The organism is Acidisoma cellulosilyticum, assembly GCF_020621385.1.
In the GTDB taxonomy this organism is placed as follows: Bacteria; Pseudomonadota; Alphaproteobacteria; order Acetobacterales; family Acetobacteraceae; genus Acidisoma; species Acidisoma cellulosilyticum.
Genome location: NZ_JAESVA010000014.1, coordinates 1 through 18,000, shown reverse-complemented (window position 1 = coordinate 18,000; position 18,000 = coordinate 1). Strand labels below are relative to the sequence as shown.

17 protein-coding genes, 1 tRNA gene and 1 riboswitch are annotated in these 18,000 nt (G+C 63.1%); of the genes, 10 read left to right on the top strand and 8 right to left on the bottom strand.

Annotation, left to right across the window (positions count from 1 at the left end; translation table 11 throughout):
* Positions 1–18: 18 nt before the first annotated feature.
* Positions 19–1,317: an autotransporter strand-loop-strand O-heptosyltransferase gene (locus ACELLULO517_RS24960; RefSeq protein ID WP_227310166.1), complete on the top strand. Its 1,299-nt coding sequence runs from the start codon at positions 19–21 to the stop codon at positions 1,315–1,317.
* 209 nt (positions 1,318–1,526) lie between these two features.
* On the opposite strand, the gene serS is transcribed toward ACELLULO517_RS24960, so the two are convergent.
* The 4 genes from serS to scpB form a co-directional block, all read right to left on the bottom strand.
* Positions 1,527–2,810: a serine--tRNA ligase gene (gene serS / locus ACELLULO517_RS24955; RefSeq protein ID WP_227310165.1), complete on the bottom strand. Its 1,284-nt coding sequence runs from the start codon at positions 2,808–2,810 to the stop codon at positions 1,527–1,529.
* Between the two features lie 47 nt (positions 2,811–2,857).
* Entirely contained in the window at positions 2,858–3,607 is a 750-nt protein-coding gene (gene tatC / locus ACELLULO517_RS24950; RefSeq protein WP_227310275.1) for a twin-arginine translocase subunit TatC, read from the bottom strand.
* A gap of 71 nt (positions 3,608–3,678) precedes the next feature.
* Entirely contained in the window at positions 3,679–4,188 is a 510-nt protein-coding gene (locus ACELLULO517_RS24945; RefSeq protein WP_227310164.1) for a Sec-independent protein translocase family protein, read from the bottom strand.
* Positions 4,189–4,248: 60 nt separating this feature from the next.
* On the bottom strand, positions 4,249–4,941 hold the full coding sequence (gene scpB, locus ACELLULO517_RS24940; protein ID WP_227310163.1) for an SMC-Scp complex subunit ScpB: 693 nt from the start codon (positions 4,939–4,941) through the stop codon (positions 4,249–4,251).
* Positions 4,942–5,139: 198 nt separating this feature from the next.
* On the opposite strand from scpB, the gene ACELLULO517_RS24935 reads away from it, so the two are divergent.
* The 5 genes from ACELLULO517_RS24935 to rodA all read left to right on the top strand — a co-directional run bounded on the left by ACELLULO517_RS24935 (position 5,140) and on the right by rodA (position 10,879).
* Positions 5,140–6,183, top strand: a complete 1,044-nt coding sequence (locus ACELLULO517_RS24935) for a rod shape-determining protein (protein WP_227310162.1) — start codon at positions 5,140–5,142, stop codon at positions 6,181–6,183.
* A 153-nt stretch (positions 6,184–6,336) separates the two neighbouring features.
* On the top strand, positions 6,337–7,242 hold the full coding sequence (gene mreC, locus ACELLULO517_RS24930) for a rod shape-determining protein MreC (protein ID WP_227310161.1): 906 nt from the start codon (positions 6,337–6,339) through the stop codon (positions 7,240–7,242).
* Between the two features lie 3 nt (positions 7,243–7,245).
* A complete protein-coding gene (mreD, locus tag ACELLULO517_RS24925) occupies positions 7,246–7,791 on the top strand; it encodes a rod shape-determining protein MreD (RefSeq protein ID WP_227310160.1) in 546 nt (181 codons plus the stop codon).
* Positions 7,792–7,846: 55 nt separating this feature from the next.
* Positions 7,847–9,715: a penicillin-binding protein 2 gene (mrdA, locus tag ACELLULO517_RS24920; RefSeq protein ID WP_227310159.1), complete on the top strand. Its 1,869-nt coding sequence runs from the start codon at positions 7,847–7,849 to the stop codon at positions 9,713–9,715.
* Between the two features lie 24 nt (positions 9,716–9,739).
* Complete coding sequence (gene rodA / locus ACELLULO517_RS24915) at positions 9,740–10,879, top strand: rod shape-determining protein RodA (protein ID WP_227310158.1); 1,140 nt, start codon at positions 9,740–9,742, stop codon at positions 10,877–10,879.
* 9 nt (positions 10,880–10,888) lie between these two features.
* On the opposite strand, the gene ACELLULO517_RS24910 is transcribed toward rodA, so the two are convergent.
* Complete coding sequence (locus ACELLULO517_RS24910; protein WP_227310157.1) at positions 10,889–11,671, bottom strand: Stf0 family sulfotransferase; 783 nt, start codon at positions 11,669–11,671, stop codon at positions 10,889–10,891.
* Between the two features lie 142 nt (positions 11,672–11,813).
* On the opposite strand from ACELLULO517_RS24910, the gene ACELLULO517_RS24905 reads away from it, so the two are divergent.
* Positions 11,814–12,449: an HD domain-containing protein gene (locus ACELLULO517_RS24905; protein ID WP_227310156.1), complete on the top strand. Its 636-nt coding sequence runs from the start codon at positions 11,814–11,816 to the stop codon at positions 12,447–12,449.
* Between the two features lie 15 nt (positions 12,450–12,464).
* Here ACELLULO517_RS24905 and ACELLULO517_RS24900 read toward each other — a convergent pair whose 3' ends face one another.
* Both ACELLULO517_RS24900 and metZ read right to left on the bottom strand, forming a co-directional pair.
* Positions 12,465–12,959, bottom strand: a complete 495-nt coding sequence (locus ACELLULO517_RS24900; RefSeq protein ID WP_227310155.1) for a GNAT family N-acetyltransferase — start codon at positions 12,957–12,959, stop codon at positions 12,465–12,467.
* A complete protein-coding gene (gene metZ, locus ACELLULO517_RS24895; protein WP_227310154.1) occupies positions 12,959–14,149 on the bottom strand; it encodes an O-succinylhomoserine sulfhydrylase in 1,191 nt (396 codons plus the stop codon). The genes ACELLULO517_RS24900 and metZ overlap by 1 nt, the downstream gene beginning before the upstream one ends.
* 47 nt (positions 14,150–14,196) lie before the next feature.
* Positions 14,197–14,276, bottom strand: a riboswitch (SAM riboswitch).
* Between the two features lie 111 nt (positions 14,277–14,387).
* On the opposite strand from metZ, the gene ACELLULO517_RS24890 reads away from it, so the two are divergent.
* Positions 14,388–14,461, top strand: a tRNA-Gly gene (locus ACELLULO517_RS24890).
* 123 nt (positions 14,462–14,584) lie between these two features.
* Here the strand turns inward: ACELLULO517_RS24890 and ACELLULO517_RS24885 are convergent.
* A complete protein-coding gene (locus ACELLULO517_RS24885; protein WP_227310153.1) occupies positions 14,585–16,210 on the bottom strand; it encodes a glycosyltransferase family 39 protein in 1,626 nt (541 codons plus the stop codon).
* 180 nt (positions 16,211–16,390) lie between these two features.
* On the opposite strand from ACELLULO517_RS24885, the gene ACELLULO517_RS24880 reads away from it, so the two are divergent.
* On the top strand, positions 16,391–17,293 hold the full coding sequence (locus tag ACELLULO517_RS24880) for a hypothetical protein (protein WP_227310152.1): 903 nt from the start codon (positions 16,391–16,393) through the stop codon (positions 17,291–17,293).
* 175 nt (positions 17,294–17,468) lie between these two features.
* On the top strand, positions 17,469–18,000 hold a 532-nt coding region (locus tag ACELLULO517_RS24875), incomplete at its 3' end, for an FAD-dependent oxidoreductase (RefSeq protein WP_227310151.1).

The following is an 18,000-nucleotide window of genomic DNA, read 5'->3' as shown; positions in this document are numbered from 1 at the left end:
CAAGCTCAGGGTACCGCGATGGACGGGGATCTCCACAGGACCGAAGAACCGGTTGAAAAGCCGCTTTCGGAGGAACAACCGCAGAGCGCCGCTGCCGCCAAGGCGGAGTCCCCGAAAGCGAGTTTTCCGCCCCCGGCCGATGTGCCGACCCAGATCGGGCCCCACGGTATCCATTTCGATATCAACCATGGTGCCCGCGTGGTTCTGCCGCCGCGTACCGAGGGCAGCTGGCGCGTTCGCCTGCGGGATCTCGATACCGACAATATCCTGTTCCAGAGCGACAATCAGGGCGCGTCCGTCCGCTCCTCCAAGCGTTTCTTCGTCCGCTTCGGCATCGATGTCTGGGACATCGACAAGGATGGCAAGACAACCTCCGTCCTGTCGCACGTTTACGATGCACGCGGACGGGACGTGATCATCCATTTTCCGATCGGCACGCTGGGCGACACCATGGGCTGGTTTCCCTATGCCGCCCGTTTCGCCGCCGTCACCGGCGCGCGCGTCACCTGTGCGATGTCGAAGCTGATCATCCCGCTGTTCAAGGACGCCTATCCCGACCTGCGCTTCGTGACGCATGAGGAGGTGGTCGAGCAGAAGCTTTCCGAACAGGCCTATGCGACCTATTGCCTCGGCCTCTTCTTCGACGACGCAGCCTTTGAATGGCAGCCGACCGATTTCCGTCATGTCGGTCTGCACCGCACCGCCGGCTATATTCTGGGCGTCGATCCGACCGAGGAAGCGCCGCGCATCACACTGCCGGACGAAAGCCGCCCGATCCCCGAGCCCTATGTCTGCATCGCCGTCCAGGCGTCCACCCAATGCAAGCAGTGGAACAATCCGCATGGCTGGCGGGAGGTCATCACCTTCCTGAAGAGCCAAGGCTATCGCGTCATCTGCATCGATCAGAAGGCCGTCGCGGGTTCCGGGATCATGTGGAATCATATTCCGCATGGCGCCGAGGATGAGACCGGCGATCGCCCGCTGACCGAGCGCGCCCGTTGGCTGCGCCATGCCACGGCCTTTATCGGCCTGTCCTCCGGCCTGGCCTGGCTGGCCTGGGCGGCCGGCTGCCCTGTCGTGATGATCAGCGGCTTCACCCATCCGAATAATGAGTTCGACACGCCTTATCGCATCATCAACTGGCATGCCTGCAACAGCTGCTGGAACGATGTGCGCCTTCGCTTCGATCACCAGGACTACCTGTTTTGTCCGCGCCACAAAGGCACGGACCGGCAGTTCGAATGCACAAAGCTAATCACCGGCACGCATGTCATCAAGGCGCTGAAATCGGTGCCCGGGCTGGCGACAGCGGCTTAGAGTCCGTCAGGTTTAGTTGGAAACGCCAAAAAATCTGTCGTGCGCGGGCCTGGCCGGCCGCACCCCGACCCGCGCATCTACCCGACGCAGCAAGCAATCGGCCGGCTGGGCGCCGCGGCGGGTAGGTCCGGGGCGCGTAGCCCGCGCAACAAATGCGCGGATGACAAATTATCTATTAAAACCTGACAGACTCTAGGGTCCGACAGGTTTTAGGCCGAAATGGTTTCCAGACCACCCAGATAGGGGCGCAGCGCCTCCGGCACGCGGATCGTGCCATCCGCCTGCTGGTAGGTTTCCATCACCGCGATCAGCGCGCGGCCGACGGCCAGACCCGACCCGTTCAGCGTATGGGCGAAGCCCAGCGTCTTGCCGTCCGCGGCACGGAACCGGGCATTCATGCGACGCGCCTGGAAGTCCCGCATATTCGAGCAGGAGCTGATCTCCCGCCAGGCCTGCTGGCCCGGCAGCCAGACTTCCAGATCGAAGGTGCGGGCCGAACCGAAACCGGTATCGCCGGTGCAAAGCAGCAGGCGGCGGTAGGACAGGCCCAGACGCTCCAGCACCGTCTCGGCACAGCGGGTCATGCGCTCATGCTCGGCGTCGCTCTGCTCGGGATGGGTGATGGAGACCATCTCGACCTTGCGGAACTGGTGCTGGCGCAGCATGCCGCGCGTATCGCGACCAGCCGACCCCGCCTCGCTGCGGAAGCAATCGGTCAGCGCGGTCATGCGCCAGGGCAGACTCGCCTGCGGCGTGATCTCCGCCGCCGCCATATTGGTCAGCGGCACTTCCGCGGTCGGGATCAGCCAGCGGCCGTCCGTGGTGCGAAACAGATCCTCGGAGAATTTGGGCAGTTGCGAGGTGCCGTAGACCGCCGCGTCATTGACGAGCGAGGGCACGGCCATCTCCTCATAGCCGTGCTCGTTCGTATGCAGATCGATCATGAACTGGCCGAGCGCCCGCTCCAACCGCGCCAGCTTGCCGCGTAGCACGGTAAAGCGCGCGCCAGCGATCTTGGCGGCGCCCGCGAAATCCATCAGACCCAGCGCCTCGCCGAGTTCGAAATGCTGGCGGGGCGTGAAATCGAATTCCGGCGCCTGTCCCCAGGTTTTCAGCGTGACATTGGCGCTCTCATCCCGACCATCCGGCACGTCCGCGTCCAGGATATTGGGCAGGGTCTCGAGTCGAGAGTTCAATTCGTAGCTAGCACCGAGAGCGTCACGTTCGACCGAATTCGACATCTCGCGTAAGGAAAGAGCTTCAGCTTGTAGATCGAGAATTTCTCTGTCGTCAGACGACTTTGCCTGCTTGAGACTGCCGACTTTCTGGCCGACAAGCTTTCGGCGAGTTTGTATCTCCTGATAACGCTGTTCTGCATCCCGACGCCTATCGTTATAGGCCAGCAACTCCTGAGCGATGGGCGGCAGGCCCCGGCGCGCCATGGCAGCGTCAAAGGCCTCGGGTTCGGCGCGAATGGCGCGAATGTCATGCATGGCTCAGGCTCTCAGTCTTGCAGGTCGGTGCGCGGGAGATCCCGCGCTTATTCCTCGTCGAGCTTGGGCTCGACCAGGCGGACGCAGAGGATGGAGATTTCGTAGAGGACGATCAGCGGCACCGCGAGACCGGTCTGCGTCAGCACGTCCGGCGGCGTCAGCACGGCGGCAATGACGAAACAGCCGACATAGGCGTAGCGCCGGAACTTCTTGAGCGTTTTGGAGCGAAGGATGCCGACCTTGCCCATCAGCGTCAGCGCCACCGGCAGCTCGAAAGCGACGCCGAAGGCAAAGACCAGCTTCATGACAAGTCCGAGATAATCCGAAACGCGGGCCATCAGCTGGATCTGCATGCCGTCGGAGGCCGGATGGGCGGTGGGCGTCTGGAAGCTCAGGAAGAAGCGGAAGGCGGTCGGAAAGATGACGTAATAGGCCAGCGCGGCGCCCGCCAGGAACAGCACCGGGGTCGCGACGATGAAGGGCAACAGGGCGCGCTTCTCGCTGCGATAAAGACCGGGCGCGATGAACAGCCAGACCTGGGTAGAGATCAGGGGAAAGGCCACGAACACGGCCGCGTAAAGCGAGACCTTGATATAGGTAAAAAAGGCTTCGTAGAGCTGGGTATAGATGAGCGTGGGCTCTTCCCCCCGGCTTTTCATGACCTGCACCAGCGGATGGGCGATGAAGGAGTAGATCTGGAAGGAGAAGTGGTAGCAGACCAGGAAAGCGATCAGCAGGCCGGCCGCCGACCACAGCAGGCGGCGGCGGAGTTCCGCCAGATGCTCCAGCAGCGGCATCGGCTTGTCGTCGATCACATCGTTTTCAAGCGCCACGTCAGGCTGCCTCAATCTCTACAGGTTGATTGCCGCTAACGGCGGATGCCAGGCGGGATAAAGGCCGGCCGCTGGCCCGTAAGACCGATCGTCGGCGGAACGAAGGACGGCCGCATCGGCCCGGCTTCAGCCACTGCCGGCTCCAGATCCTCGGGCCGTTCGATCTGATATTCGGGGAATTCGCCGACCGCGACCGCCTCGACCCCGGTGCGGTCCAGGCCGGTCATGACGCTACCCGTCGTGGCAGAGGTCATCGGGTCTTCGAAAGCCGAGCGTATGGTGCGATCGGGGTCGATCATCTTGCCGATCTGCTTGCGGACATCCAGCCCGCCGCGCAGTTCCGCGATGCTGTCGCGAACCTCATGCAGGTTCGCTTCCTTCACCAGATCATCCATCTGGCCTTGGAATTCGCCCGCCATCTTACGGGCCTTCTTGATCATGCCCGTGATCGAGCGGATCGCGACCGGCATGTCTTTCGGGCCAATGAAAATCAGCGCGGCAGCGGCGATGACGGCGATATGGGCCCAGGACAGAAAATCGAACATGGCTAGCGAATGCCCCCCGCGCGACTGCTAGCAGGAAGTTTCCTAATGGGAAACTCCGCCTCAGCCTTGCGGCGGCAAGTCCCCCTCGGTTGCGGGCAAGATCGCCTCGGGATTCTCATCTTCATCCGCCTCCATCGCCTCGGCCGCAGGCGCCTCCGGCTCAGCTTGCTCCGTCTCAGCCTCCTCCTCAGCCGCCGGGATGCCGGCGGAGGGCAAGGTGGGTGAGCCACCGAAGATCGCGGAATCATTGATGAGGTCTTCGCGGCGCGGCAGGTCAGACAATGCCTTCAGGCCGAATTTCGTCAGGAAAACCGGAGTCGTTCCCCAAAGCGTCGGGCGGCCGGGGCTGTCCTTGCGCCCGCGCGGGGCGATGAGCTCGGCTTCCAGCAAAGCATCGAGCGTGTTCTGGGACAGCGCGGTGCCGCGCACCTCCTCGATCTCGCCGCGCGTCACCGGCTGACGATAGGCGATGATGGCGAGCGTCTCCATCGCGACACGCGGCAGGCGGCGCGGCACTTCGATGACCCGCGTGAGACGCGGTGCCAGATCAGGCGCGGTGCGGAATTGCAGACCGCCCGCGACCTCGACCAGTTCCACCCCGCGCCCGGCATAGCGCGCCTTCAGCGCGGCCAGGACATCCGTCACGGCCTCGTCCTCAGGCAGAAGCGCCCTCAGGGCCTGGGGGCCGATCGGCGTCGCCGCAGCGAAAATCAGAGCTTCCGCCAGGCGGAGGGAGTCGTCAGATACCGTCATCTTGATCCGAACTTGGTCGCGGGGCCGGCGAAGGGGTGCCAGGGGGCGGGTAACTAGCCGATGCGCCTCCTCTCACACCAGCCTTACTGCACCCGAAAATCCACCGCAGGGGCAAGGGATGCTTTTCTACCCCTTGTGAAGGCCTGGGCACGCAGGTAAGCCCCCCGGCGTTGTTGCCGCGTGGAAGGTTCTCTCTTTATGTTTTCTCGCATCCTCGGAATGATGTCGGCCGACATGGCGATCGACCTCGGCACGGCCAATACCCTGGTTTATGTCAAAGGCCGCGGCATCGTGCTGAACGAGCCCTCGGTGGTCGCCATCGCCGATGTGCGCGGCAAGAAGCAGGTTCTGGCGGTCGGCGAGGAAGCCAAGAGCATGCTGGGCCGCACCCCGGGTAACATCTCTGCCATCCGCCCGATGCGGGACGGGGTGATCGCCGATTTCGAAGTCGCCGAAGAGATGATCAAGCACTTCATCCGCAAGGTGCATCATCGCCGCGGCTTCGCGAGCCCGCTGATCATCGTCTGCGTGCCCTCCGGTTCCACCGCCGTCGAGCGCCGCGCCATTCAGGAAAGCGCCGAAAGTGCCGGCGCCCGCAAGGTTCTGCTGATCGAAGAGCCGATGGCCGCGGCCATCGGCGCCGGGCTGCCCGTCACCGAACCGTCCGGCAGCATGGTCGTCGATATCGGCGGCGGCACGACGGAAGTGGCCGTCATCTCGCTCGGCGGCATCGTCTATGCTCGCAGCGTGCGCACCGGCGGCGACAAGATGGATGAGGCGATCATCAGCTATATCCGCCGCCATCATAACCTGCTGATCGGCGAGAGCACGGCCGAGCGCATCAAGATGGATGTCGGCGCCGCCATGACGGACGCACCCGGCATCGACGGTCCCTGGCGCGAAGTGAAGGGCCGCGACCTGATGCACGGCGTGCCGCGCGAAGTGATGGTCAGCCAGCGCCAGGTCGCCGAAAGCCTGGCCGAGCCGGTCAGCGCCATCGTCGAAGCCGTGAAGGTCGCGCTTGAGAATACGCCGCCCGAATTGGCGGCCGATATCGTCGACAAGGGGATCGTGCTGACCGGTGGCGGCGCGCTGCTGCACCGCCTGGACCAGGTGTTGCGGGAAGAGACCGGCCTGCCGGTTGTGGTCGCGGAAGAGCCGCTGCAATGCGTGGCGCTGGGCACCGGCCGCGCTCTCGAAGAGATGAAGCGCCTGCAGAACGTTCTGACCTCTATGTATTGACGATATCGGGGCTTGGGCCGCTCGGCGGCGAGCCCCGATCGCAAGGCGGGACACATCCGCCGTCCTGTCTCGCAGGTTTGAGTCGATTCTCGGCCGCACGGCGCGTATAGGCGCGGTCTTGCACAAGTCATCAGGCTCGGAGATCCAGACGCGGTGATAAGGCTGTCTATTCCTGTCCGCCAGGCGCTGGAGAAACTGTCTCTACCGGTTCTGATCGCGGCGGCCTTCGGCCTGATGCTGATCGGCAAGGCGGATGCCGTGCTGGCGGTGGAGGTAAGGGTCGCGCTCGCTGACCTGCTGTCTCCGATCTATGCGGTCATGGCAGCCCCTCTGGCCGAGGTGCGCAGCACCACCGCCGATATCGTCACCATTTGGGATATCCGCGCCGAAAACGCCCGGTTGCGCGTCGAGAACGAGAAGCTGCGCCGCTGGCAGGCGGCCGCGCTCGCTTTGGAAGCGCAGAACCAGGAATTCAAATCAGAGCTCAATTGGATGCCACCGGCGGCCCCCGCCTTCACGACCGCACCCGTGGTCGCCGATACGGGGGGTGTCTATGCGCGCTCCGTCCTGTTGGCGGTGACCCCGCCGCATAAGGTCGTGGTCGGGGAGATTGCGATGGACGACCGCGGCGTCGTCGGGCGCGTCACCGAAGTCGGCGACCGCAGCGCCCGCGTGCTGCTGATTACCGACATCAACAGCCGCGTGCCCGTGACCATGGAAAGCAGCGGCGCCCATGCCATCATGGAAGGCACCAACGGTGCCTTGCCGGTGCTGCGCTACTGGCCCGAGGGATCGGCACCGGTCGACGGTGAACGCGTGATGACCAGTGCTGCCGTCGGCGCTTTTCCGGCCGGCCTGCCGCTGGGCATCGTGCATTACAACGCGGATCACGTGCCGCAGATCTATCCGGTGGCCGATCTCGACCATCTCTCGATCGTGCGTCTGTTCGACTACGGCGATACCCTGGTCGAAGCCCCCGATGCGCCGCCGGGCCGCAAACTCATGCAGCAGCAGCAACCTCCGGCCGCCGCCAAGAGCGTTTCCGTAAAGGCGCACTAAGTCGTGGATAAGACGCCAGGTATCCGGCCGCGGCGGAGCTGGGGCCAGCGCCTGGATCGCGCCGCCCGGCATGGATTTCCGGCGGCCATCACCATTGCCGGCATGATCCTTCTGGCCGCCCCCTTCGGCCTGCCCGGACAAGCGCAGCTGATGCCGGCCTTCACGCTGGCGGCGGTGTTTTTCTGGTCGCTGTTCCGCCCGACATCGCTGCCGCCGCCTTTGACATTTCTGCTGGGACTGCTGGCCGATCTGCTCGGCGAGATGCCGCTCGGGACCAATGTTCTGATCCTGTTGCTGACCCAGCTTCTGGTCGTGCGCAGCCGCCGCTATCTGCCGCAGAAAGGATTTCTGTTCGTCTGGCTGGTTTTCGTCGCGGTCGCGGCCGTCGCGGCCCTTCTGCAATGGGGTTTCGCCTGTCTGATGAGCTGGGTCATCTATCCGCCGATCGCCGCCCTCGCCCAGTTTTTGCTGACCGCCGGCCTGTACCCGCTGCTCGCCATGGGCTTCACCCAGGCGCATCGTTCCATCGCTGCGCCGGAGCGGGTCTGATGCGCCTTACGAAAGAGACACGCCATATCCCGCCGCGTCCTGATATGAGGCGGTCATGAAGAAGGAAATCATGCGGAGCGGGATCTTCACCCGCCGGGCGCTGCTCGTCGCCGGCGGCCAGATTGCCGTTTTCGGAATACTCGGCGCCAAACTGTACAAGATGCAGGTGGTGGACGGTGAGAAATACACCGCCATGGCGCGTGGCAATTCCGTCAGCGTCCGCCTGCTACCGGCGTCGCGCGGCCGTATTTTCGACCGTTTCGGTGCGGCGCTCGCCAATAATCGCCAGAATTGGCGCGCTTTGCTGATGGTCGAACAGACCGACGATAGCGCCTCGGTCCTCGACGCTTTTTCCAAACTGGTGCCGCTGTCGGACAGCGAGCGGACCCGCATTACCCGCGAATTGCATACCCACCAGCGCTATGTGCCCGTGATGCTGCAGGACTTCCTGACCTGGGAGCAGATGGCGCTGATCGAAGTGAATGCCCCTAATCTGCCCGGTGTGCTCATCGATGTCGGCTCGACCCGCATCTATCCGGAGTCCGAACTGCTGTCCCATGTCGTGGGCTATGTGGCGCCCCCGCATGATGCCGATCTGAAATCCGATCCAACCCTGGCGATGCCGGGCATGCGCGTCGGCCGCACCGGTGTCGAAGGCTTCAACGACATCGCCTTGCGCGGCCACGCCGGCGCCCAGCAGCTTGAGGTCAATGCCGTCGGCCGCGTGATCCGGGAGCTTGACCGCCAGGAAGGCACGCCGGGCACCGATATCGGGCTGAGTATCGACACGGCTTTGCAGCAGGCGACCACCAATCATCTCGCGGGGCTTTCCGCCAGCGCCGTCGTCATGGACCCGCGCAACGGCGAAGTGCTGGCCATGGTCAGCCAGCCGAGTTTCGATCCCACCCTGTTCGATAGCGGGGTCAGCAATACCCAGTGGCAAAGCTGGATGAGCGATCCGCGCAAGCCGCTGATCAACAAAGCGGCTGCCGGCGTCTATCCGCCGGGCTCGACCTTCAAGCCGGCGGTGGCCATGGCGGGATTGAGTTCCGGCGCCATCGGCCCGGAAGAGATGCTCAACTGTCCCGGCCATTTCGATCTCGGCAATGCCCGCTTCTATTGCTGGCGGAAATGGGGCCACGGCATGCAGACCGTGACGACGGCCCTTAAAAACAGCTGCGACGTCTTTTTCTATCAGGTCGCTTTGCGCACCGGCATCGATACCCTGGCCGCCTACGCCAAGCGCTTCGGTATCGGCGCCGATACCGGCATGGATATCACCAATGTCTCGCCCGGATTCATGCCGACCAAGGCATGGCGCGCCCGGCAGCATAAAGCCTGGCCGCTGGGCGATACCGTCGTGAGCGGTATCGGCCAGGGCTATATCCTGGCGACCCCCCTGTCGCTCGCGACCCTCTGCTCGCGCGTCGCGACCGGCCGCGCCGTGCAACCGCATGTGGCAAGGCATCGCGACGGGGTTCTGCAGACAGGTTCGGCGGCGGAAGACTGGCCGGAAATGAGCATGCCCAGCCATTACTTCAATCTCGTCCGCCAAGGCATGTTCGAGGTCATCAACGCCCCGGACGGCACCGGCAAGATCGCCAAGCTTGCCTTGCCCGGCGTGCAGATGGCGGGAAAGACGGGCAGCGCCCAGGTAATCCGGGTCAGCCGCGCCCAGCGCGAACGCGGCTTCAACTCGATGGACCTGCCCTGGGCCCTGCGCCCGCATGCGCTGTTCATCGGTTTCGCGCCGTATGACGCGCCGCGCTATGCGGTGGCGGTCGTCGTCGAACACGGCAATGCCGGCGCCGATGCCGCCGGCCCCGTGGCCCGGGACATCATGACGGATGCTTTGACCTTGGACCCGGCAGGCCGGGACAAGCCGCTGAACCCGCCACCCGCATCGCCGCTACAAAGCTCGTGAGGCCCCACTCTTGAGACAAAGCCCATGATGGAACGGCGCCTGTGGCGGGAAGGCTCCCTCGGTGTCGCCGGCAAGGTCTGGCAGACGAACTGGTTCTTCGTCTTGCTGATCCTTTGCCTGGCCGCCGTGGGCTATGTCGCCCTTTATTCGGCGGCCGGCGGATCGCCCGAGCCTTACGCCCAAAAACAGCTCGTGCGCTTTTGCATCGGCCTCGTGATCATGGTGGCGATCGCGATGACGGATATCCGCATTATCGCCCGCTATTCCTGGTGGCTTTATGCGCTGGGCATCATCCTGCTGCTGGTGGTGGCCAAATTCGGCCATGTCGGCAAGGGTGCGCAGCGCTGGATCGCGATCGGCGGCTTCCAGTTGCAGCCGAGCGAGTTGATGAAGATCTTTCTGGCCCTGGCGCTCGGCAGCTGGTTCCAGAAGGCCAGCTACGAGAAGGTGGGACGCATCACCTTCCTGATCGTTCCGGTTCTGGCGATCCTATTGCCGGTCGGGCTTATCCTGAAGGAGCCGAACCTCGGCACCGCCGTCATTACCGGCGCGATCGGGGGCGCCGTTCTGCTGGCCGCCGGCGTGCGGTGGTGGAAATTCGCGATCGTTATCGCGGGCCTCGCGGCCGCGGTGCCTGTCGGCTACCACCATCTGCATGACTATCAGCGTCAGCGCATCCTGACCTTCCTGCATCCCGAGCGTGATCCCTTGGGAACCGGATATAATATCCTGCAATCCAAGATCGCGCTGGGGTCCGGCGGCATGTGGGGTCGGGGCTTTCTGAACGGCAGCCAGGGCAATCTGGATTTCCTGCCCGAGAAACAGACCGACTTCATCTTCGATCTGATCGCCGAGCAGTTCGGTCTTGTCGGCAGCCTGAGCGTTCTGGGACTGCTGTTGCTGATCGTTCTTGGCAGCATGCTGATCGCGCTGCGCTGTCGCCATCAATTCGGGCGGCTGGTCGCACTCGGCATCAGCGTCGATCTGTTTTTATATGTCTTCGTCAATATCGCCATGGTCATGGGCGCGATCCCGGTGGGCGGCGTGCCGCTGCCGCTGATCTCCTACGGCGGCTCCGTGCTGATCACGGCGATGATCGCTTTCGGCATCCTGATGTCCGTGCATGTGCATCGGGACGTGGAGTTTCCCGAGGCCGACGGCTGAAAGCCCGCGCTACAAACCCGCCTCGTAATAGGTGCGCCAGGTCTGTTTGATCGGACTGTCCTGGCGATGGATGGGCAGGGATGCTACCGACGCCTCCAACCCGCCGACACGCAACCAGGCACCGATGTCCTGAAGCTGGGTTAGCGGCGATTGCACCACAGCCTCGTAGGTCAGGGTCTTCGGCGTGAGACCGTTGGCCTCAAAAAAACGTTGGAACCCGGCATTCTGCGCCCCGATCTCGGCCATCTGCTCATCGATGACCGCGCGGCTATAGACCAGCGCCTCATCCGGCATCCGCGCCTGATGCGCCGAAGTCCATTGCTGGTTCTGCACCGCGACCAGCAGCGATATGGCCTGAGCCAGCCGATCCTGCCTCTCCAGCACTAAAAACTGGCTGCGATCGATGATTTGGTCCAGCACGCCCGTCTCGGTAAGCATGAGCAATTGCTCAAGACTGATTTTCGAGCAGAACCATTTGCTGCGCTGCAGCCGACCGCAGAGGAAGTTCATATACCCTGCAAACGATTTGAACCCTCTCTCCTGGACATGGGGCGTGACGGTGTCGGCGTTATAGACTTCCTCGGCACGGTTCAGCCGCCCGTTGGCCGCCACAAGCTCAGCCAGAAAATTCGAGCCGCACCGATTGGTGAAACAGAGGAAGAAAAAGCGGATCGAGGGATCGACCTGCTCAACCGGCGGGTCCTCGCCGAAGAGATCGGGAAGCACGGCACGGTGGTAGCGTTCCAGCCCCTGAAGATCGTCAGGGATAATCAGGCCAGCGCGATCAGACATAATTGACGGCTCCGAATGGTCGTGAGGCTGCTCGTCGTCGCAAAGCATGGCCAGTCGTCGTCAAGGCCGCTATCACACAGCAAGCAGGGTCCGCGTCTGACATAGCAATGCATTTCGGTATGATGCGTAAAGGAATGATTGATTGAAATCATCGGCCTGGTTGGATCAAATTGCTGGCCGTTTGGCCGATCAGCTCAGCTTCCTGCTGGAAGCGGATCGCTTGAAAGGCATCATCCGCCTGAACCTGATCGCCGATGGGTCAAGGCGGGAGAATACGGCCGAGCATTCCTGGCATCTGACGCTGTTTGCCATGGTCCTGTCCGAATACGCCGTCGATCCGGTGGATATCTGGCGCGTCGTGCAGATGCTGATCCTGCATGATCTGGTCGAAATCGAAGCCGGCGACACGCCGCTGCACCTGACCTTGACCGATACCGGGCAGGCCGAGCGGGAACAGGCGGCGGCCGATATTCTGTTCGGCATGCTGCCGCCCGACCAGGGTCTGGCGTTTCGCGCCCTGTGGGATGAATTCGAGACGGCGGAGAGCGCGGATGCGCGTTTCGCCAAGGCCTGCGACCGGTTGCAGCCGATTTTGCTCAATCATGTCGTGGGCGGCGGCACCTGGAGCGTGCGGCCGGACTTCAACATCGAGATGGAAAAATCGCTCACCCAGCGTATCGCGCTCGGGTCACCCACGCTTTGGGCCGCGGCCGAGACCATCTTCGCCGATGCCGTCGCCAATGGCTGGCTGAAGCCGGCGCCGACGCCCGCCGCGTGAGCCTGTCCCGGCGGCTTAAAGCCGCTGGAACATCAACAGCGCATCGACATAGCCCAGTGTCGGATGCGCGAAAGCCTCCGGCTGGCGGCACAGCGTTTCAAAGCCGAGGCTCGTCCAAAGATGGACGGCCGCGGCATTGCTGCTGACGACGAAGTTGAATTGCATGGCGCGGAAACCCAGCACCTTGGCATGGGTGAGCGCGAAACGGCCCATGCTGCGCGCGATACCGCGACCCGTTGCGCGGGCCGCCGTCGCGAAGCCGGCATTGGCAACATGATCGCCGCCGCCTTGCTTATTCGCCTGAAGGTAGAAGGTGCCGAGCACCTCGCCATCGGTTTCGGCGACGAAGACCGCGTGATCCGGCATCAGCCAATAGGCCAGAGCCTGCTCCCGCGACCAGTCGCGGGGGAGCGCGTAAGTCTCCCCCGCCGCGATGATCGGCCCGATGATGGCCCAGACCGCATCATCGTCGGATGCGATCGCGGGCCGGATGATCAAGCCTGCGGCCATTACGCCGCGACCTCGTCCAGCGCCTGGGTCAGGTCATCGATAAGATCGGCCGGGTCTTCCAGACCGATCGACAGCCGTACGACGCCGGCGGTGATGCCAAGCTTCGCCCGGTCGGCCGCATCGACGCGCATATGCGTCGTCGTCGCCGGATGGGTGATGAGGGATTTCGAATCGCCGAGATTATTGGAGATCGAAATCAGGCCCAGTCGGTTCAGCATGGCGAAGGCCGCTTCCTTCGTGCCGAGATCGAAGGTGACGAGCGTGCCGCCCGCGCTCATCTGCGCCATCGCCAGTGCGCGCTGCGGATGGCTTTCCAGCGTCGGGTAGCAGGTACGGACAACCTTCGGATGCGCTTCCAGGAAGCGTGCGACCTGCTCGGCCGCGCGACAGGAGGCATCGACGCGGAGCGTCAGCGTCTCCAACCCCTTGAGCAGCAGCCAGGCGTTGAAGGGCGAGATGGCCGGCCCGGTATTGCGGGTGAAAGGCTGCAGCACCTCCTCGATCCATTTCTTGGAACCGAGCACGGCGCCGCCCAGCACGCGGCCCTGACCGTCGATATGCTTGGTGCAGGAATAGACGACGACATCGGCGCCGTATTCCAGCGGCTTCTGCAGCAAAGGCGTCGCGAAGACATTATCGACCACGACGATGGCGCCCGAGGCATGGGCGAGATCGCAGACCGCGTTCATGTCGACGATTTCGAGCATGGGGTTGGACGGCGTTTCCAGCAGCACGAGCTGGGTCGGCGTCGCCAGCGCTTCCGCCCAGGCGTCCAGATCGGCGCCGTCGACGAACACGGTCTCAATGCCGTAGCGCGGCAGCAGGGTGGAGACGATCCAGTAGCAGGAGCCGAACAGCGCGCGGGAGGCGACGACGCGGTCGCCGGTCTTCAAATGGCTGAGCAGCGCGGCATTGACCGCCGCCATGCCGGTCGCGGTGGCGCGGCAGGCTTCAGCGCCTTCCAGCAGGCAGAGGCGGCTTTCGAGCATCTGCACGGTCGGGTTGCCGAAGCGGGAATACTGGAAATGCTCGACCTCACCGAGGAAGGTCTGCTCGGCCTGTTCCGCGCTGTCATAGACGAAGCCGGAGGTCAGAAAGAGAGCCTCGGTCGTCTCCCCGAAATTGCTGCGCATGGTCCCGCCATGCACCAGAAGGCTGGCGGGGCGGAGGGTTTTGGGCAGTTTAGTCATGGCGATGGGCCTCTCTTCGAGAAACCCGGCCGTGGATGCAGCAAGGGCACAAGCCCCCACTGGCCTCTTTAGCGCGCTTCTTTAGCCTCGCCGCAATCCGGCCGGACAAATCACGAGGGGGCAAACCCTGCCCGCCTCATGCATAGGACCGGCTTCGCAGCCACGTCAACGGCGCCCGGCTTGGGGGAGCTTTTCAAACCACGCAAGGACCGCTAGAAGCAGGTCATCGGGCACCTGAGCGGGTATGGTGTAATGGTAGCTCGTCAGCTTCCCAAGCTGAATGCGCGGGTTCGATTCCCGCTACCCGCTCCACCTGCTTCTATCTGAAGTTCTAGAGCATTTCCTGCTCGCTTACGCTCACAGATACCGCTCTAGGTTATTGTTTTTGCGAGCATCTTCACACAGGCAGATGATTCCATCTGACTGTGATCTGCTCTAAGGATAAAGCCCCGGTGTGCCGGTTCCTTGCGCGATCAGGCTTTTATCCGGCAAATCGTCATAGAGCTTGAAGGTGATGAGATCGCCTTCCGGCAGGACCGCGATCGGCGAGCCGAGCGGCGCGGTTATGGCGTTGAAGCTTTTGGCCGGCGTGTGATCGGCCTGACCGACCTTGCCCTCCACCACCCAGACGCGGCCGCCGTCATGCACATAGGCCGCAGCCTTGAAGATATCGCGGGTCCAAAGACTATCGGGAATCGCCTGACCGTCGCGGGCCAGAAAGAAGTCCATGATGGCGATCGGACCGCGATCCGGAACCAGCACCATGTCCCCGGGCTGGAGGATATTGACGAGGTCATGGGCGGCGAGGTCCCAGCGCGGCTTGGTCTCGGACTGATAGTAAGGTGCCAGATTGATCGCGGCGAGCAGCGCGATCACTGAAACCGCAGCCAATTGCAGGCGCTGGCCGGGTAGGATCGCTACACCCAGCCCCACGAAGACAAAGAAAGGCACCGCGCTCCACAGCAGATAGCGCGGCATCCAGAGCGGCTTGCCGATCGAAATCAGCAGGATCAGCAGCGGCGGCACGATCGCGACGATCAGCAGAGTGCGCAGCATGGTGGGCGCGACGCTCCCCAAAAGCCGGCTGGCACCGCGACGCCGGAGATGGGCGACGCCCAAAACACCGAACAGCAGCAGCAAGGCACCGAAGCCGGGCACCACGACAGGGAAGAGGTGAAAACTGATGAGCCGGGAGATCCGCATGAAATAGAGCGAACCCAGCGTGGAGGTGAAGCTGTGCAGCGTCATCGCCGGCACCCAATCCGTGCCGCTGCCCATCTGGCCGCGGGTCACGATCGTCATGGCCAGAAACCAAGGCAAGGTCAGGCCGAGGATGATCGCCTGCGACAATAGCCAGCGCTGCCAGAAGCGGCGCTTGTCGATCGAGGGGTCAAGGGCGATGGCAAAGGCCGCGCAATTGGCCGATATCAGCCAAAAGAAGGCCGTGCTGAGCACCTGCAAGGCACCGAGCGTCCCCAGCGTATAGATGACCCAAGGGGCAAGACGCGCGCCGGGACTGCCGAAGGGCAGCGTCGTGGCACGCGGCGCGCGGGCGATTTCGACCAGCCCCCACAACCCGACCGCCATCATCAACATGACGAAGGTATAGGATCGTGCTTCCTGGCCGTATTGCACCTGAAGCGGCGAGAGCGCGAGCAATAGGCCGGCGACGAGCCCTGCTTTCCAGCCGCCGGCCCGCGCCCCGACCAGATAAAGGACCGCCGCCGAAGCGCCGCCGAAGATCGCCGAAGGCACACGCAACACGCCCTCGCCCAATCCGTAATGGCCCGAGAGCGAGGCGATCCAGAAATAGGACGGCAGATGATGGGCCATCAAGGAATCCTGAACCATCGCGCCGAATGACAGGCTTGAACGACGGACGGTCGTCACCTCATCAAGCCAATAGGGCATGGACCCGATGTGATAGAGCCGCGTGACGCAGCCTAAGGCCAGGATGGCCAGAAAAAGAAGACTATGGCCGTGACGGGAAACGAGGCGACCGACCCATTGCGTGGGATCAGCCCTGGGCCGGCTTTCCGATCGATGATCCGATAAGGGCAAGAGGTTTTTCTCCGTCGACCGTTTCGCCATTCCCGGTCCTGAAACAGGATAGACGGAGACTAAGGCAGGTTTGCAGCGGCATTATGCCGGACAGGAGCCTAACCATTCGATTGAAAAGTTATGAGCAAATATTTAAAACTTTAGACGGAGTCCCTCATCATGGAACGAACCACCTGATCGATGCCGCCTGATATAGATCCCGCCCTTTCCGCCGATCGCTACGGCTTGGCGAACGAATGGAGCAGCGCCGACACTCCAGACACTCAGGTGCTTGGTCATCCGCGCTTCGATGAGGCCATGGTCGTCGCGGCAAGGTCCTTCGTCGGATTCTATCGGGGCAATTGGGTGCTCAACCGCATCGCCAATGACCGCGGGCGTGTGATCACCAGCTTCATCATGCTCGATTTGCATTTCAGCAATGGCATGACGGGCTTCACGGTCGCTCAACTGCGCGAAGAAGCCCGGCATCGCAACATCTGCAGCCCGAATCGGATGACGGCTCTGGCCGCATTGTTGCAGGTCGGCGGCTTTTTGAAAGCCGTGCCCTCCAAGGATTCACGGATGCGCAGGCTGGCGCCGACCGAGGCCATGCTCACCCTTCACCGGGAGCGGCTGGCCGGTGCGATCGCGGCGAATGTCCTGATCAATCCTGATCTGGCCGCGGTCCTGCCGCTGCTCGGCCAAAACCAGATTCTGGGCGATATTGCGCGGAGCTATCTGTCTTATTGGCGATCCGGGCAGCGCGCCACGGGCAACGACCCGGCTCTGGAGGCTTTCATCGAGCGCGATGCCGCCTTCACCATTCTCTTTTTGCTGCTGACAGGATTGGCGGAAGGTCGAGCCTATCGGATTTCCGACTTCGCGCGTCATTTCGCGATATCGCGCGCCCATGCGCTCAGCATCATGCGGGCGGGCATGGATTTCGGCCTTATCGCCCAGAATGGCCCGAATGGCCCTTATCTCGGCCAGCCGAAATTGCTTGAGACGATGCGGCCATTCTTCCTCGCCTTGTTCCAAATCCAGGCCGATGCCGTCCGCCATGCCTTGCGGCAACATGCTTTGCGCAGGGTCATTGCGCCCTAAGATTGCGCAATCAGGGTCTGACCTTGCCGGAGACAGCCTGGGTCCTGACGCAGGGCCGATCAGACCGTCATGCCGGATTGTGATCATCACGAGACGCGCGTTTTGCTCGCTTGCATTTTCGTATGGTTCGGTTTTATGAGCGTCGGTGGCCCATGCCACGCATAAGGTCAGAGCCATGGATATTCACCCACCCGCTGAGCCCGCCGCCGAGATCTACGACCTTGCCGTGATCGGCGGTGGCATCAATGGCTGCGGCATCGCGCGCGACGCGGTCGGGCGCGGCTGGCGGGTGTTTCTGTGCGAGAAGAGCGACCTCGCCTCCGGCACGTCCTCGGCCTCGACCAAGCTGATCCATGGCGGGTTGCGCTATCTGGAATATTACGAATTCCGGCTGGTCCGCGAAGCGCTGATGGAGCGTGAGGTGCTGTGGGGCATCGCGCCGCATATCGTCTGGCCGCTGCGCTTCGTGCTGCCCTATCACAAGAAGCTGCGGCCGCGCTGGCTGCTGCGCCTCGGGCTTTTTCTCTATGATTACATCGGCGGCCGGAAGAAACTGCCCGCCACACGCAGCGTCAATCTGAAGCGCGACGTCACCGGCCAACCACTGAAACCCGACTTCGTCCATGCTTTCGAATATTCCGATTGCTGGGTCGAGGATTCCCGCCTCGTCGTGCTCAACGCCATGGACGCGGCGGCCCGCGGCGCGG